Source organism: Streptomyces sp. NPDC048623, from assembly GCF_040650755.1.
In the GTDB taxonomy this organism is placed as follows: domain Bacteria; phylum Actinomycetota; class Actinomycetes; order Streptomycetales; family Streptomycetaceae; genus Streptomyces.
On record NZ_JBEZHV010000039.1, the window covers coordinates 30,478 to 45,610 of the forward strand.

12 protein-coding genes are annotated in these 15,133 nt (G+C 72.9%); 6 read left to right on the top strand and 6 right to left on the bottom strand.

All coding sequences use genetic code 11. The features are described from left to right. The first annotated feature begins 87 nt into the window (after positions 1 to 87). A complete protein-coding gene (locus AB0C73_RS34265; protein WP_362537535.1) occupies positions 88 to 1,257 on the top strand; it encodes a crosslink repair DNA glycosylase YcaQ family protein in 1,170 nt (389 codons plus the stop codon). A 118-nt stretch (positions 1,258 to 1,375) separates the two neighbouring features. Here the strand turns inward: AB0C73_RS34265 and AB0C73_RS34270 are convergent, their stop codons facing one another. The 6 genes from AB0C73_RS34270 to mtrA form a co-directional block, all read right to left on the bottom strand. Further along, positions 1,376 to 2,131 (bottom strand): response regulator transcription factor, encoded by a 756-nt coding sequence (locus tag AB0C73_RS34270; RefSeq protein ID WP_362537537.1) that lies wholly within the window; start codon positions 2,129 to 2,131, stop codon positions 1,376 to 1,378. A gap of 229 nt (positions 2,132 to 2,360) precedes the next feature. Further along, positions 2,361 to 3,047 carry a ribosome-associated translation inhibitor RaiA gene (gene raiA, locus AB0C73_RS34275; RefSeq protein WP_362537539.1) on the bottom strand — a complete coding sequence of 229 codons (687 nt, stop codon included), beginning with the start codon at positions 3,045 to 3,047 and terminating at the stop codon, positions 2,361 to 2,363. Between the two features lie 293 nt (positions 3,048 to 3,340). Beyond that, positions 3,341 to 4,162 (bottom strand): ComF family protein, encoded by an 822-nt coding sequence (locus tag AB0C73_RS34280; RefSeq protein ID WP_362537541.1) that lies wholly within the window; start codon positions 4,160 to 4,162, stop codon positions 3,341 to 3,343. Positions 4,163 to 4,370: 208 nt separating this feature from the next. After that, positions 4,371 to 6,137: an LpqB family beta-propeller domain-containing protein gene (locus AB0C73_RS34285; protein WP_362537561.1), complete on the bottom strand. Its 1,767-nt coding sequence runs from the start codon at positions 6,135 to 6,137 to the stop codon at positions 4,371 to 4,373. A gap of 172 nt (positions 6,138 to 6,309) precedes the next feature. Continuing rightward, positions 6,310 to 8,397 (bottom strand): MtrAB system histidine kinase MtrB, encoded by a 2,088-nt coding sequence (gene mtrB, locus AB0C73_RS34290; protein ID WP_362537543.1) that lies wholly within the window; start codon positions 8,395 to 8,397, stop codon positions 6,310 to 6,312. Position 8,398: 1 nt separating this feature from the next. Continuing rightward, positions 8,399 to 9,076, bottom strand: coding sequence for a two-component system response regulator MtrA (mtrA, locus tag AB0C73_RS34295; protein ID WP_030250475.1), 678 nt, complete (start codon positions 9,074 to 9,076; stop codon positions 8,399 to 8,401). A 500-nt stretch (positions 9,077 to 9,576) separates the two neighbouring features. Between mtrA and AB0C73_RS34300 the strand changes: the two genes are divergently transcribed. The 5 genes from AB0C73_RS34300 to AB0C73_RS34320 are packed head-to-tail and all read left to right on the top strand — an operon-like array spanning position 9,577 to position 14,957. After that, a complete protein-coding gene (locus AB0C73_RS34300) occupies positions 9,577 to 10,785 on the top strand; it encodes a hypothetical protein (RefSeq protein ID WP_362537545.1) in 1,209 nt (402 codons plus the stop codon). Between the two features lie 4 nt (positions 10,786 to 10,789). Continuing rightward, positions 10,790 to 11,467, top strand: a complete 678-nt coding sequence (locus AB0C73_RS34305) for a DUF4129 domain-containing protein (protein ID WP_362537547.1) — start codon at positions 10,790 to 10,792, stop codon at positions 11,465 to 11,467. Further along, positions 11,464 to 12,669: a DUF4350 domain-containing protein gene (locus AB0C73_RS34310; protein WP_362537549.1), complete on the top strand. Its 1,206-nt coding sequence runs from the start codon at positions 11,464 to 11,466 to the stop codon at positions 12,667 to 12,669. Before AB0C73_RS34305 ends, AB0C73_RS34310 begins: the two co-directional genes overlap by 4 nt. Continuing rightward, the gene (locus tag AB0C73_RS34315) at positions 12,666 to 13,649 is read left to right on the top strand and encodes a MoxR family ATPase (protein WP_362537551.1); all 984 of its coding nucleotides are present in this window, start codon (positions 12,666 to 12,668) and stop codon (positions 13,647 to 13,649) included. The genes AB0C73_RS34310 and AB0C73_RS34315 overlap by 4 nt, the downstream gene beginning before the upstream one ends. A 12-nt stretch (positions 13,650 to 13,661) precedes the next feature. Continuing rightward, positions 13,662 to 14,957, top strand: coding sequence for a DUF58 domain-containing protein (locus AB0C73_RS34320; protein WP_362537553.1), 1,296 nt, complete (start codon positions 13,662 to 13,664; stop codon positions 14,955 to 14,957). The last annotated feature ends 176 nt before the right edge of the window (positions 14,958 to 15,133 follow it).

Below are 15,133 nucleotides of genomic sequence, written 5' to 3' on the forward strand. Positions count from 1 at the left end.
GGCATGAGCGGGGGCGCGAGCGCGGGCCGGGGATCGGACCGCCGCGAGGGCCTGAGCACTGTCAGTGCCAGGCCCTAGGGTCGGAGCATGACGACCGCCCCGCACCCCGCCGCCGAACTGTCACTGTCCGCCGACGACGCCCGCCGGATCGCCCTGCGGGCCCAGGGATTCCTCGGCGCCCCCGACCGCCGCGCCGGGGTGCGGGGCGTGCTGCGCCACCTCGGGCAGGTCCAGCTGGACACCATCTCCGTCCTCGCCCGCTCGCACGAGCTGATTCCGTACGCGCGCCTGGGCGCGGTCGGCCGCCGCACGGTCGAGGAGGCGTACTGGACGGACGGGCACGCCTTCGAGTACTGGTCGCACGCCGCCTGCATCCTGCCCATCGAGGAGTGGCCGCACTTCGCCTTCCGCCGCCGCGCCTACCGGGACCGCCCGCACTGGAACCACCAGCTGTCGGACGGGGCGTACGAGGCGGTGATCTCCCAGCTGAAGGCCGAGGGGCCGCAGACCGCCACCGAGCTGGGCGGCGCCAAGAACAAGGGCGAGTGGTGGGACTGGTCCGACTCGAAGATCGCCGTCGAGCGGGCACTGATGTTCGGCGAGGTGGTCGTCACCGAGCGGCGCGGCTGGAAGCGGGTGTACGACCTGGCGGAGCGCGCCGTGCCGGACGCGCTGCTGCACGACGACCTGGACGACAGGGAGTGTCTGCGCCGCCTCGTCCGGCAGGCGGGCGAGGCGCTGGGCGTCGGCACCCGGGCGGACCTCGCCGACTACCACCGGATCAAGGGCGAGGCCTTCGACGCGGTGGTGGCGGACTCGGGTCTGGTGCCGGTGACGGTGGCGGGCTGGGGGAAGCCGGCCTGGGCCGATCCCGCGGCGCTCGCGACCGAGCCGCGCGGCCGGCACCGTACGACGCTGCTCTCGCCGTTCGACTCGCTGATCTGGGAACGGCCGCGCACCGAGCGCATCTTCGGCTTCACCCACCGCCTGGAGGCGTATGTGCCGAAGCAGAAGCGGGTGTACGGGTATTTCGCGATGCCCGTCCTTGCGGGCGGCCGGCTGGTGGGCCGGGTGGACCCGGCGCGCGACGGCCGGACGCTGGTCGCCCGGCAGGTCACCCTGGACGGCCCCAAGGCGGTCCCGGCGGTGGCGCAGGCGCTGCGCGAGGCCGCGGAGTGGGTGGGCTGCGACGCGGTCGCGGTCGAGCGGGTGGACGCCCCGGAGCTGGCCCCGGACCTGGTGAAGGCCCTGGGCTGAGGCCCGCGGGCCGGGGTCCCGGGCAACGGGTCCTGGGCAACGGGTCCTGGGCAACGGGTCCTGGGGCGGGAGTCGTGAGCCGGGTCCCGGCCCGGGGCCGGGCCTGTGCAGGGGCGGGTCAGCGGATCTCGAGGATCTTCTCCCGCATCGCGTAGACCACGGCCTCCATCCGGGAGTGCAGCTGCAGCTTCTCCAGGATGTTGCGGACGTGGTTCTTCACCGTGTTCTCGGAGATGAACAGCTCCTTGGCGATGTCCCGGTTGTTCATGCCGGTCGCGACGAGCTTGAGGACCTCCAGCTCGCGGTCGGTGAGGCGCGGCGCGGGCACGAGCCGGCGCTCGTCGGTGCGCTGGATCATCGACTTGAACTCGGTGAGCAGCTTCGACGCCATCGACGGGCTGATCTGCGACTGCCCGTCGGCGACGGCGCGGATCGCGGTGGCGACCTCGTCGGTGGAGATCTCCTTGAGGAGATAGCCGGTCGCGCCCGCCTTGATCGCGTCGTAGAGGTCGGCCTCCTCGTCGCTGATCGTCAGCATGATGATCTTCGCGCTGGGCGCGACCTCCTTGATGGAGGTGCACGCCTCGATTCCGCCCCGCTTGGGCATGCGGACGTCCATCAGGACGATGTCGGGCAGCAGATCCGCGGCCTTGTCGACGGCTTCCGCGCCGTCGCCCGCCTCGCCGACGACCTGGATGTCCTCCTCCTGGGCGAGGACGATCTCCAGACCGCGGCGGAAAAGGGCGTGATCGTCCACGACGAGGACCCTGATCGGCTCGTCACGGGACGTGCCGTTGGCCGAATCCATTCCCTCCGGGTTCACCGGGCCGTCGAGGCTTCGCCCGCCGTGCACCGGCCCGAAGCTGTCCGCCATCGTTCCCACCCCTGAAGGCCGTGGCCTGAAGTCGTGTACTGATTCGCTTTCGGTCCCCAACCGCTCCTCGGAGAGCACCGGTTGGCGTGCACCCCATGCTTTCATGCCGCGGCCCCGGCGCGTTGATCCCCCGTGGGCGCAGACCGGCGCACAGGGGTGCCCCTGGGGGCGCGCGAGGCGCTCCAGGGGCACCGTGTCGTGGTCCGCGACCGGGGCGCGGTCCGGCGGGTCAGCCGCCGAGCGCGCCGCCCGCGCCACCGAGGTCCTCACCGGCGAGCGGGTCGCTCTCGAGGTGGATGACGCCGTAGTCGTAGGCGTGCCGCCGGTAGACGACACTGGGCTGCTTCGTGTCGGAGTCGACGAAGAGATAGAAGTCGTGCCCGACCAGCTCCATCTCGTAGAGCGCCTGGCCGAGCGTCATGGGGGCGGCCGTGTGGGTCTTCTCCCTCACCACCAGGGGGCCTTCGCCCTGTACCTCGATCGAGCCCATCATCGTGGCGGGCACGCTCTCGGACTGGTCGGCGACGAGTTCGCCGCTTCCGTTGAGCTCGGCGGCGCCGTGCACCACGTCGCCGACCTCGGCCGCCGACAGCCGGCCGGCGCCACGGCGTGCGTACCGCTTGTCGTGCTGCTTGCGCAGTCGCGCCTCAAGCTTGCCGTGGGCGAGGTCGAGCGCTGCGTACGGGTCGCCTGCCGCCGCTTCCGCCCGGATCACCGGGCCTCGGGAATGGACGGTGATCTCCACGCGGTCCGACCTGTCGGCCTGCCGCGGGTTGTGCTCCTTGGACACCTCGACGTCGAGGCTGATCACCTTGCCGTCGAGCTTCTGGATCTTCTCCAGGTTCAGCTTCTCGGCCACGTGCTTCCGGAACCGCTCGGGCACCTCGGTCTTGCGGCCCTTGACGACGATGTCCACGCAGAACTCCGTTCCCGGATCGCCCCTCCCGGCTCCTTGGCCGGCGGGCTTATCCCTTTGCACCAGACCCCGGCGATTACCGGAGCCTCGGACTTGGCGACCTGACCCCTTCCTCCCCAGTCGACAAGCTCCCCACCCCATCAACCAGAGGTTAATTCGCCCTGAACTCCTGTCCTGTAGGCGCACCCGTGCATTCGGTGAGGCGTGGCATTCACCATTCCTCACAACCGAACATAGCTCGTTCGGACGGGTGTCGGCACCCGCTGGAGCCGGTTACCTCCATTCGAGTGTTTTCACCGCTCACCACCTGCAACGATGCAACTTCCCCGCGAGTTCCGGTTTATTTCGAACGACGACGGAGAGGATGCGACTACCGCTCCCACGGGCTGTTCGAATTGCCCTTCTCCAGCGCCTCCCTTCGGGCTGTCCGTCAATCCCGTGAACATGAACGGACGGTGTATGGAGCGGAGTGCCCGCGCCGCCTCCGCGAGTGACGCCCCGGTGGTCATCAGGTCGTCCACGAGGACCACCCGCGCGCCCGCCCGCACGGCCTCGGCGAGCGGCCGCCGCCCGGACGCCGCCACCTCCAGGGCCCCGGCCAGGTTCGCCCGCCGCCCCCGCGCACCGAGCCCCGCCTGGTCGGCCACCTCCCGCCGCTGCCGCAGCACCGGCAGAACCCGCGCCGCCCGCCCCGTACGCCGCAGCCGGCCCGCCGCGGCCAGCGCGATCCGCCGCGTCGGATCATGGCCACGCGCCCGCACCGAGCGCCGCGAGGACGGCACCGGTACGAGAAGCAGCGAACCGCCCCCGGACCCGCCGCAGGCCCCGGCAGCGGCCGCCACGGCCCCGGCGAGCGCCACGCCCAGCGGCCCGGCGAGCGGCAGCGCGCCCCGCTCCTTGTGCTCCAGCAACATCGCCCGTGTCACCCCCTCGTACACCGCGGCCGCGTACACCACCGGCAGCCCCACCGGCTCCGGCGTCGGCCGCACCCTCCGAACCGCACCCCCTGTCAGCTCTGCCTCGCACGACGGGCACAGCGCCGTACGAGGACTCCCACAACCTCCGCAGGAGCCCGGCAGCACCAGCCCGGCGATCTCTCGCCACCAGCCCTGCATGGCTCCACTCTCCTCCTGCCCACCCCCTCCGGCCACCCCTGTGGAAAACGCCCTGTGGACAACGCGAGAAGAAAGGAAGAAGGGCCCCGCCCGCAGCACGCGGACGGGGCCCGAAAGGCCCGGAGGGGCGGGCCGGACGACCCCGGGCCGAGGGCCCGGAACGGGCCCCGGCCGCCGCCCCCGACCGGCCGGGCACCCGACGCGCGGCTCAGCCCGGGTAGACCGGGTCGCCGCCCTCCTTCACCACCGGCTGCCAGTTCGTGCCCGGCACCAGCCGCACGATGCCGTCGTTGCCGGAGTCCGCGACCACCGGCGCCTGCTCACCGTGCGGCGCGGCGACCGACTCGACGCCGTTCAGGCCCGGCAGGACCGAGCCGGCCGAGGTCGAGCCGTCCGTCTGCACGTACCGCAGCTGCTGCACACCGCCCGCCTCCGTGCCGACCACGACGAGCCGGCTGGGTCCGGCCCAGGAGACGGCCTTGACCGACTCCAGGCGCGGCGCCGCGTTCTCCAGGTCGGTGACGGCGACCGCCCGCCCGCCGTCGTCGACAGTGCGCTCGACCCGCCCGATCTGCAGGGTGGTGCGCTTGTCCTGGGTGACCAGTAGCGCGATGCGCACCCCGTCCGCGGAGACCCGCAGCGACTCGATGCGCGCGCCGTCCCGCAGCCACGGCGTGCTGACCTCGATCCGCTCGCCCCGCCCGCCCGGCACCATCCACAGGCGCGGCTTCAGCGGGTTGCGGTCGGCGACCCACAGATCGCCGCGGCCGTCCCAGCTCGGCGCCGAGAGCCGGTTGTCCGGCTGGAGGGCGGTGCTGGTGACGACGGGCGCGGTCAGCTCCTCGTCGGTGGTGAGCGAGCCGACCCGCAGCTCGCGCCCGTCCTGGACGACGCCCGCCGCGTAGCTCTCCTCGCGGTCCACGGCCACGGACCGCAGCCCGACCGCGCCCCTCCCGAAGGGGCCGGGCACGGCGGAGGGCTTGTCGGGCTGCCGGGCGCCGACCGACAGCATCATCAGCCTGCCGTGCTCGTCGACGAAGTAGGGGTTCTCGCCGTTGCCGGGGTTGCGGACCGGCGAGTACTCGTCGACCGCCTGCCCCTTGCCGAGCAGGCACAGCCGGTTGCCCTCGCTGCCCTGGATCTCCACCTGCTCGACCCGGACCGAGGTCAGGTCGCCCAGTGTGAAGAGCAGCTGCGCGGCCATCCCCTTGCAGGCCGCCGCGCCGACGTGGTCGGCCTTCTTGTTGAGGGGCACCTTGAGCGTCGACTGGTCGTCCGTCGCGAGCGAGGTGACGCCGTCCCGCAGCTGCGTCCCGGACGGGAAGCGGGTGTCGACGGCCGGGTCGAGCCAGCCCGTCGGGCCCTCCAGGAGCGCCTTCACGGTCTGGGTCACCGGATCCATGCGGGTGACCGGGTCCTGGCGCTGCCGGATGTAGACGGGGTCGGCGACGACCCAGTTCTCGCCGGAGGCGAAGTAGTACTTGTTGACCGAGCGGTAGTTGCGCAGGAAGTCCGCCTCGCCGAGCACCAGGCCCTTGGGCAGGCTGTCGATGCGCCATTCCTTGGTCTTGCCGTCCGCCGAGGGCTGCTGCACGACGTGGATCGACTGGGTGTACTCGGCGGGCGCCTTCGGCTGGTACGCGTGGCTCTCGTCGACCGTCGCGATCTGCCGCCCGAGGAGCGGGAAGGTCCGGCCCTTGGTCTCCGGGTCGGCCAGCCGCACGGCCGGGTCGCGGCCGGGCGCGTTGGTGAGCACGGTGATGCTCTCCTCCGGCTTCCAGCCGCGCGCGGCCTGCTTCGTCAGGTACTTCCGCGCCGTGGCGAAGCCGGGGTCGTCACTCGTCATGGCCTCCAGGAAGCCGTCGACGATCTCGTCCGGGTCGGCGTTCTCCCGGGGCGCGACCGCGTACACGCGCACCTGCGAGTCGCCCGGGTTGGACGCCTTCACGGCCTGGACGTCACCGCTGTCGGGCATGGTCGCGCAGCCGGCGACCAGCAGCGAACCGCACGCCGCGAGGACCACCCCTCGCACCGGCCGTACCGATCCCGGCTTCCCGGATCCCGGTTTCCCCGATCCCGGCTCTCCCGGTGCCGGATTTCCCGATGCCGGCCTTCCCCGCCCCAGGGTCTCCCGCTTCCCTCGAAGGTCAGCGCCCACCAGTCCCGTCCTCCCGCTCGGCGCGCGTCGACGCCATCGCCTCAGCCCCGCCACCGTCGCCGCCACCGTCGCCGTACCCGCTGTTCTCCGCGCCGTCGGCGCCGTCCTCCGCGCCGTCGGCGGACCGGGCCACCACCCGGGCACCGCTGCCCGGCAGGGCCGTGGGGTCGACCGTCGCCCGCGGCACCGGCGGCATCCGCGGCGGTACGGGCAGGGCCGGACGCTCCCCGGCGGGCTGCACCGGCACCGCCGAGAGCCGCGTCCCAGCGCCCGCGGCAGCTCCGGCGCCGACGGCCGTGCCACCGGCCGTGACACCGTCCCCGGCGATGGCGGCCTGCTCACGGTTGCGCCGCGAGTCCTCCGGCTCCAGCGGGATCGGGGAGCCGCGCAGCGGCTCGTCCGCGGTACGCGGCAGGGTCAGCCGGAACTGCGAACCGCCGCCCGCCTCGCCCCACGCCTGGAGCCAGCCCCCGTGCAGACGGGCGTCCTCCACCGCGATCGACAGGCCGAGGCCCGTACCGCCGGTGGTGCGGGCACGGGCCGGGTCGGCGCGCCAGAAGCGGTTGAAGACCCGGGTCGCCTCGCCGGGCTTGAGGCCCACGCCGTAGTCGCGTACGGCGACGGCGACGGCCCCGCCGGCGGCGGCCAGCTTCACGACGACGTCCTTGCCCTCGCCGTGCTCGACGGCGTTCACGACCAGGTTGCGCAGCACCCGCTCGACCCGGCGGGCGTCCGCCTCGGCCACCACGGGCTGCTCGTCGCCGACGACGACGATCCGGCTGCCCTTGCGCTCGGCCAGCGGCTCGGCGCCGCCGATGACCCGTCGTACCACCTCGCGCAGGTCTATCGGCGCGGCCTCCAGGGCCGCCGCGCCCGCGTCGAAGCGGCTGATCTCCAGGAGGTCGGCGAGCAGCGACTCGAAGCGGTCGAGCTGGTCGCCGAGGAGCTCGGCGGAGCGCGCGGTGACCGGGTCGAAGTCGGCCCGCGCGTCATGGATGACGTCGGCCGCCATCCGTACGGTGGTCAGCGGGGTGCGCAGCTCGTGCGACACGTCGGAGACGAACCGGCGCTGCATCCGGGACAGCTCCTCCAGCTGCTGGATCTTGAGCTGGAGGTTCTGCGCCATCTTGTTGAAGGCCTCGCCGAGGCGCGCGATGTCGTCCTCGCCGGTGACCTTCATCCGCTCCTGGAGCTTGCCGACGGACAGCCTCTCGGCGATCCCGGCGGCCATCCGGACCGGGGTGACGACCTGCCGTACCACCAGCCAGGCGATGGCGCCGAGCAGCACGACGACGAACAGCCCGGCGGTCGCCAGCGTGGTCTTGACCAGGGCGAGGGAGTCCGACTCCTGGGTCAGCGGGAAGAGGTAGTAGAGCTCGTACGGGGTGCCGTCGGCGTCGTTGAGCCGCTTGCCGATCACCAGGCCGGGCTCGGACGGCTTGCCGCTGGTGTAGTGGATCCGGGCGAACTTCTGGAAGGTGCTGGTGCCCTGCGCGACGCTGTGCCGCAGGTCGGCGGGGATGCTCGTGGTCGGGTCGACCTCGCCGGAGGCGCGCGCGCCACGGCTCGCGGTGTCGCCCGTCTCCAGGGACAGCGCGACCACGTTGTAGGCGCTCTGGCCGCCGCTGGCGAGCTGCTCGACGAGCGTCGAGCGCCAGTTCACGGACGCGCCGGCCCGGGCGCCGTCCTGGTCGCCCGGCGCGGTCGGCGTGGTCGCCGCCCGGTCCTGGGCGGCGGAGAACCCGCCGGCCGCCTGGCTCTGTGCCGCCTTCTCCTTGGCATCGAGCAGACCGTTGCGGACCTGGCCGATGACCACCAGGCCGAGGAGCAGCACCACGCCGAGGGACATGAGCAGGGTGCCGGCGACCACCCGCACCTGCAGATTGCGCCGCCACACGCGCACCGCCGGCAGCAGCGGGCGGCGCACCCAGCGCATGACGAGCCGGAACACCGGCCCGCCGGGGGCCCCGTCCTGGAGCAGACGGCCGAAACGCGAGCCCCCCCTTCCCGGTCCGGCAGCCCGCCCCGTACGGACCCCCGGGTTCCCGGGCTTCGGAGCAGTACTGCCTGCGCTCATGTCAGCTCGGTCCTGCCTTGTATCCGACACCGCGCACGGTGACCACGATCTCCGGGCGCTCGGGGTCCTTCTCGACCTTCGAGCGCAGCCGCTGGACGTGCACGTTCACCAGACGGGTGTCGGCGGCGTGCCGGTAGCCCCAGACCTGCTCCAGGAGCACCTCACGCGTGAACACCTGCCACGGCTTGCGGGCGAGGGCGACGAGCAGGTCGAACTCCAGCGGCGTGAGGGCGATGGACTGCCCGTCGCGCTTCACGGAGTGACCGGCCACGTCGATGACCAGATCGCCGATGGCGAGCTGCTCGGGCGCCGGCTCCTCCGACCTCCGCAGCCGCGCCCGGATGCGGGCGACGAGCTCCTTCGGCTTGAACGGCTTCACGATGTAGTCGTCGGCCCCGGACTCCAGACCGACCACGACGTCGACGGTGTCGCTCTTGGCCGTGAGCATGACGATCGGCACCCCGGACTCGGCCCGGATCAGCCGGCACACCTCGATCCCGTCCCGCCCGGGCAGCATCAGATCGAGCAGCACCAGATCCGGCTTGGCCTCACGGAACGCCGCAAGCGCCTTGTCGCCGTCCGAGACGAACGACGGCTCGAACCCTTCACCTCGCAGCACGATCCCGAGCATCTCGGCCAGTGCGGTGTCGTCATCGACGACAAGAACGCGTCCCTTCATATCGACATCATCCCATTTCCGTATCAGTCTCAAGGCGGCTGGTGAGATACCTCACTGACCTGCGGTGACGGGCGGACGCCGGCGCCGGGGGCCACGCGGCCGGCCAGCACCGTACCCCGCGGCCTCCGCAACGGACGAGACGCACGATTCAGGCCACCCCGCAACCGGACCCCGGCGGCACGCGCCCGGCCGTCCGGCTGCCGGCTCGGCGCGATGATCGTCGAGCACTGCCGAGCCCGGTATGCGGGCGCGGTTCCGGTGTCCCCCGTTCTGCCCCGCCCCTTGGTTCGTCCCCGGTTCGCCCGCCTGGAGCGGCGTCGGCCCAGTCTGCCCCCACCGGCTCTGACAAGGAAGGTGGCGGAGTAGTGCCCGGGCCCGCCCGTGGGAGGGTCCCGCGTGGCACGATGGCTCCCGGCCGACCGCCCGGACAGGCGTGCGGCCGCAGAGACCGAGCCGGTTCGCCGATCCGGCCCCGCGACCATTCCTCGAGGTGGACGACCGTGAACGACACTCCGGGCTGGACCTCGCCCGGATCTGCTCCCTCCGACGGCCACGACGGCTCCGGTGTTCCCCGGCCCGCCTCGCCCGGCGATGCGAACGGCTCCGTCCCCCAGTGGTCCAAGGAGCAGCCGCCCGCCGGCCAGTGGCAGTCGCCGACCGCTCCCGGGCCCGCCGCCGCGCCGCAGGCCCCGGCCCGTGCGCACGGCGGCGGCTGGGGCGCGCCGCCGCCGCACGGTCACTGGGGCCTGCCGCCGGCCGCCAAGCCCGGTGTGGTGCCGCTGCGTCCGATGACCCTCGGCGACATCCTCGACGGCGCCGCGACGACCATGCGCCGTTACTGGCAGACGGTCCTCGCGATCAGTCTCAGTGTCGCGATCGTCGCGCAGGTCGCGGACATTCTCGGCGCCCGCTACCTGGCCCCGGCGCCCGTGGAGATCAACCCGGACGCCACCCCGGCGGAGGCCCTCTCGCAGAGCGCCGCGTCCATGAAGAACGCGCTGATCGAGTCCGGCCCCGCGTACGTGATCATGATCGCCGCCGGGCTGCTCTGCTCCGCGCTGCTCACCGTCGTCATGAGCCGGGCCGTCCTCGGCCGCCCCGTCACCCTGGGCGAGGCCTGGCGGGACGCCCGCCCGCGGCTGCTCCAGCTTCTCGGGCTCACCGTCCTGGTGACCGTCCTCTCCGCCGCGGTCATGTTCGTGGGCCTGCTGCCCGGCATGCTCCTCGGCGGCGACGCCGGCACGGGCCTGGCCTTCGTGGGCGGCCTCTGCGCCCTCGTCGCCGTCATCTGGCTGACGATCGCGCTCTCCCTCGCCTCCCCCGCGCTGATGCTGGAGCGTCAGGGCGTCATCAAGGCGATGAAGCGGTCCATGAAGCTCGTCCAGGGCTCCTGGTGGCGCATCTTCGGCATCACTCTGCTCACCAATGTGATGGTCGCCGTCTTCACGATGCTGGTCGCCATCCCGTTCCTCATCCTGGCGACGGCCGTCTCCGGCAGCGGTCTCGACTCCTTCATGGAGGGCAGCGTCCCGGAGACCGGCTGGACCTTCCTGATCATCATGGGTATCGGCGGCGTCATCACCAGCGCCCTCACCTACCCGCTGACCTCCGGCGTGACGGTGCTCCTCTACATCGACCAGCGCATCCGGCGCGAGGCCCTCGACCTCGAACTCGCCCGCGCCGCCGGACTCCCCGGTTACGGAGGCTGATGGCGTGACGATCACGGGGGGCACGGCCGGTGACATACCGGAGGACATTCCGCGCGTCCCCGCCCAGGAGGCGGCGGAGCGCGAACTGTCCAAGCCGATGTACCACGAGAACGATCCCAGTCTTCTCCAGCGCGGCCTCGACCGCTTCTGGGACTGGGTCGACAGCCTCTTCGACGCCGCCTCCGGGGCGACCCCGGGCGGCGTCGCCGGACTCGTGGCCGTCGTCATCGTCGTGCTCGCCCTGATCGCCGCCCTCTGGTGGCGCCTCGGCACCCCCCGCCGCACGGTCGCCACCGGCGGTGACTCCCTCTTCGACGACGGCCCGCGCACCGCCGCCGAACACCGTGCCGCGGCCGGCCGCCACGCCGCCGAAGGCCAGTGGAACCAAGCCGTCCAGGAACGCATGCGCGCGATCGTCCGCGCCCTCGAGGAACGCACCCTGCTCGACCCGCGTCCGGGCAGGACCGCCGACGAGGCCGCCTCGGAAGCCGGCCGCCGGCTGCCCACCCACGCCGATGCCCTGCGCGCCGCCGCCCGCGCCTTCGACGACGTCACATACGGCGGCCGCAGCGCCGACGAACCCGCGTACCGCCGCATCGAACAGCTCGACAGCGCCCTGGAGAAGAGCAAACCGACCCTCGCCACAGCCGCCGCCACCGGCTTCACGGAGGCGCCCCGATGAGCCGGTCGGCCACCAGCGCCACCTCCACCTCGCTCACTCCCCGTCAGCTGTGGGCCCGCGCCCGCGGCGCCTTGCTGCTCCTGGCTCTGGTCCTGATCGGCGGCCTCGTCCTGGCCTCCGTCCGCTCCTCCGACCACGGCGGCCGCCTCGACCCGCGCTCCGCCGACCCCTCCGGCAGCCGCGCCGTCGCCGAACTCCTCAAGGCCCGGGGCGTCACCCTCGACGTCCACGACACCCTCGCCGGGGCCACCGCCGCCACCGGCGACGACACCACCCTGCTCGTCACCACCCCCGACCTGCTCACGCCTGATCAGCAGTCCACGCTGTACGGGGCGATGACCCGCTCGGCCGGCCGCACGGTCCTCCTCGGCGCGGGCGCCCCCAGCCTGAACACCCTCGCCCCGGGCATCGACACCGACCTGAGCGTCGTGGTCGCCACCCGCGAGCCCGGACCCGGCTGCACCCTGCCCGCCGCCGCCCGCGCCGGCGGCGCCGAACTCGGCGGCGAGCGCTACCTCACCGGAAGCACCACCGCCGACGCCTGCTACCCCGCGGACGGCCTGCCGACCCTGGTCCGCGTCCCCGGCCCGGGCACCGCCGACACGATCCTCGTCGGCTCCCCCGAACTCCTCACCAACAGGCGCCTCGCCCAGCAGGGCAACGCGTCCCTCGCCCTGCAACTCCTCGGTTCCCACCCGCATCTCGTCTGGTACCTCCCCTCGCTCTCCGATGTGCCCGCCGCCCCCGAGGCCACCGACGACTCCGGCGCCACGTTCCTCGACCTGATCCCCTCCGGCTGGCTGTGGGGCACCCTCCAGCTCGCCGTCGCCGCGGTCCTCGCTGCCGTCTGGCGTGCCCGCCGCCTCGGCCCCCTCGTACCCGAACGCCTCCCCGTCGCCGTCCGCGCCTCCGAGGCCACCGAGGGCCGCGCCCGCCTCTACCGCAAGACCGACGCCCGCGACCGCGCGGCCACCGTCCTGCGCACCGCGACCCGCGACCGGATCGCCCCGCTCCTCGGCATCCCCGCCAAGGACGCCCACTCCCCCGATCTGCTCCTCCCCGCACTCTCCGCCCGGATCCCCGCGACCGCCGCGGGGATCCACCGGACGCTCCTCTTCGGCCCGGCTCCCGCCGACGACGCCGCCCTCGTCCGCCTCGCGGACCAACTCGACGCCCTCGAAAGAGAGGTACGCACCTCATGAGCGCCCCGACCCCCGAGACCGTGACGAGCTCGGACAGCGCCCGCGCCTCCCTGGAGGCCCTGCGCACCGAGATCGGAAAGGCCGTGGTCGGCCAGGACCCCGCCGTCACCGGTCTCGTCGTCGCCCTGCTCTGCAAGGGGCACGTCCTGCTCGAAGGAGTCCCCGGCGTCGCCAAGACCCTCCTGGTACGAACCCTCGCCACCGCGCTCGAACTCGACACCAAGCGCGTCCAGTTCACCCCCGACCTGATGCCCAGTGACGTGACCGGCTCCCTCGTCTACGACACCCGGAGCGCCGAGTTCTCCTTCCAGCCCGGCCCGGTCTTCACCAACCTGCTGCTCGCCGACGAGATCAACCGGACGCCCCCGAAGACCCAGTCCTCGCTCCTGGAGGCCATGGAGGAGCGCCAGGTCACCGTGGACGGAACCCCCCGCCCGCTGCCCGAGCCCTTCCTCGTCGCCGCGACCCAGAACCCCGTCGAGTACGAGGGCACCTATCCGCTGCCCGAGGCCCAACTCGACCGCTTCCTGCTGAAACTGACGGTCCCGTTGCCCTCACGCGAGGACGAGATCAGCGTCCTGACCCGCCACGCCCAGGGATTCGACCCGCGCGATCTGAAGGCCGCCGGAGTGCGCCCCGTCGCCGGCCCCGCGGAGCTCACGGCCGCCCGTAAGGCCGTCGCCAAGGTCGCGGTCTCCGCCGAGATCGCCGGCTATGTCGTCGATATCTGTCGTGCCACGCGTGAATCCCCCTCGCTCGCTCTCGGCGTCTCCCCCCGAGGAGCCACCGCCCTGCTCTCCACGGCCCGCGCCTGGGCCTGGCTGACCGGCCGGGACTACGTCACCCCGGACGATGTGAAGGCCCTGGCGCTGCCGACCCTCCGGCATCGCGTCCAACTGCGGCCCGAGGCCGAGATGGAGGGAGTCACCTCCGACTCCGTCCTCAACTCGATCCTCGCCCACGTCCCCGTACCTCGCTGAGAACGGCACCCCATGGCCCTCACCGGACGCACCGCCCTGCTCGCCGCCATCGGGTCGCTCCCCGTGGGCATCCTCGCGCCCAGCTGGACCGGGATGCTCGCGGTGAACGCGCCACTCACACTCGCAATTCTGTGCGACTACGCGATGGCCGCGCCAGTGCGAAAGCTCCAGTTCACCCGAAATGGTGATACGTCTGTTCGACTGGGTGACGCGGCCGAGGTCCACCTGACCGTCACCAATCCGTCCCGCCGCCGCCTGCGCGCCCAACTGCGCGACGCCTGGCCCCCGAGCAGCGCCCAGAACCCGAAGCGCCAGAAGCTGACGGTCCCCGCCGGAGAGCGCCGCCGCGTCACCACGGCCCTGCGCCCCACCCGCCGCGGCGACCGCCGCGCCGAACGCGTCACCGTCCGCTCCTTCGGCCCCCTCGGCCTCGCCGCCCGCCAGGGCAACCACGAGGTCCCGTGGACCGTACGGGTCCTGCCGCCCTTCACCAGCCGCAAGCACCTGCCCTCACGCCTGGCCCGGCTGCGCGAGCTCGACGGCCGCACCAGCGTCCTCACCCGCGGCGAGGGCACCGAGTTCGACAGCCTCCGCGAATACGTCCCCGGCGACGACACCCGCTCCATCGACTGGCGCGCCACCGCCCGCCAGACCACCGTCGCCGTCCGCACCTGGCGCCCCGAACGCGACCGCCACATCCTCATCGTCCTCGACACCGGCCGCACCTCCGCAGGCCGCGTCGGCGACGTCCCGCGCCTCGACGCCGCGATGGACGCCGCGCTCCTGCTCACCGCCCTCGTCTCCCGTGCCGGCGACCGCGTCGACCTCCTCGCCTACGACCGCCGCCTCCGCGCCCGGGTCCAGGGCCGCTCGGCGAACGACGTCCTGCCCGCCGTGGTCGACGCCCTCGCCCCGCTGGAACCCGAACTCATCGAGACCGACGCCCGAGGCCTCGCGGCCACCGCCCTGGCCCGCGCCCCGCGCCGCTCGCTGATCGTCCTGCTCACGGGCCTGGACGCCGCCCCCGTCGAAGAGGGCCTGCTCCCTGTCCTCCCGCAGCTCACCCAGCGCCACACGGTCGTGGTGGCCTCTCCGTCGGATCCGCACGTGGCCCGCATGGCCGGCACCCGCGGCACGATCGAGGGCGTCTACGAGGCCGCCGCCGCGACGCAGACCCAGTCCCAGCGCCTCCGCACGGCGGAACAGCTCCAGCGCCACGGCGTCACGGTCGTCGACGCGTCACCCGACGCCCTCGCGCCGGCCCTCGCGGACGCGTATCTCGCGTTGAAGGCCGCCGGCAAGCTCTGAGCGCACTGCCGGCTCTGTTCCGGCCTCCGGCTGTTGAGCCGGTGAATCGGGCCCTGAACGCAGAAAAGCCCCGCACCAGATGGTGCGGGGCTTTCCCACAAAGATTGTTCGGCGGTGTCCTACTCTCCCACAGGGTCCCCCCTGCAGTACCATCGGCGCTGAAAGGCTTAGCTTCC

What these genes read in the sequence shown, in the direction of transcription:
- AB0C73_RS34265 (WP_362537535.1), top strand. Translation starts at nt 88, where the DNA reads ATGACGACCGCCCCGCACCCCGCCGCCGAACTGTCACTGTCCGCCGAC.
- AB0C73_RS34270 (WP_362537537.1), bottom strand. Translation starts at nt 2,131, where the DNA reads ATGGCGGACAGCTTCGGGCCGGTGCACGGCGGGCGAAGCCTCGACGGC.
- AB0C73_RS34280 (WP_362537541.1), bottom strand. Translation starts at nt 4,162, where the DNA reads ATGCAGGGCTGGTGGCGAGAGATCGCCGGGCTGGTGCTGCCGGGCTCC.
- AB0C73_RS34285 (WP_362537561.1), bottom strand. Translation starts at nt 6,137, where the DNA reads ATGCCCGACAGCGGTGACGTCCAGGCCGTGAAGGCGTCCAACCCGGGC.
- mtrB (WP_362537543.1), bottom strand. Translation starts at nt 8,397, where the DNA reads ATGAGCGCAGGCAGTACTGCTCCGAAGCCCGGGAACCCGGGGGTCCGT.
- mtrA (WP_030250475.1), bottom strand. Translation starts at nt 9,076, where the DNA reads ATGAAGGGACGCGTTCTTGTCGTCGATGACGACACCGCACTGGCCGAG.
- AB0C73_RS34310 (WP_362537549.1), top strand. Translation starts at nt 11,464, where the DNA reads ATGAGCCGGTCGGCCACCAGCGCCACCTCCACCTCGCTCACTCCCCGT.
- AB0C73_RS34315 (WP_362537551.1), top strand. Translation starts at nt 12,666, where the DNA reads ATGAGCGCCCCGACCCCCGAGACCGTGACGAGCTCGGACAGCGCCCGC.
- AB0C73_RS34320 (WP_362537553.1), top strand. Translation starts at nt 13,662, where the DNA reads ATGGCCCTCACCGGACGCACCGCCCTGCTCGCCGCCATCGGGTCGCTC.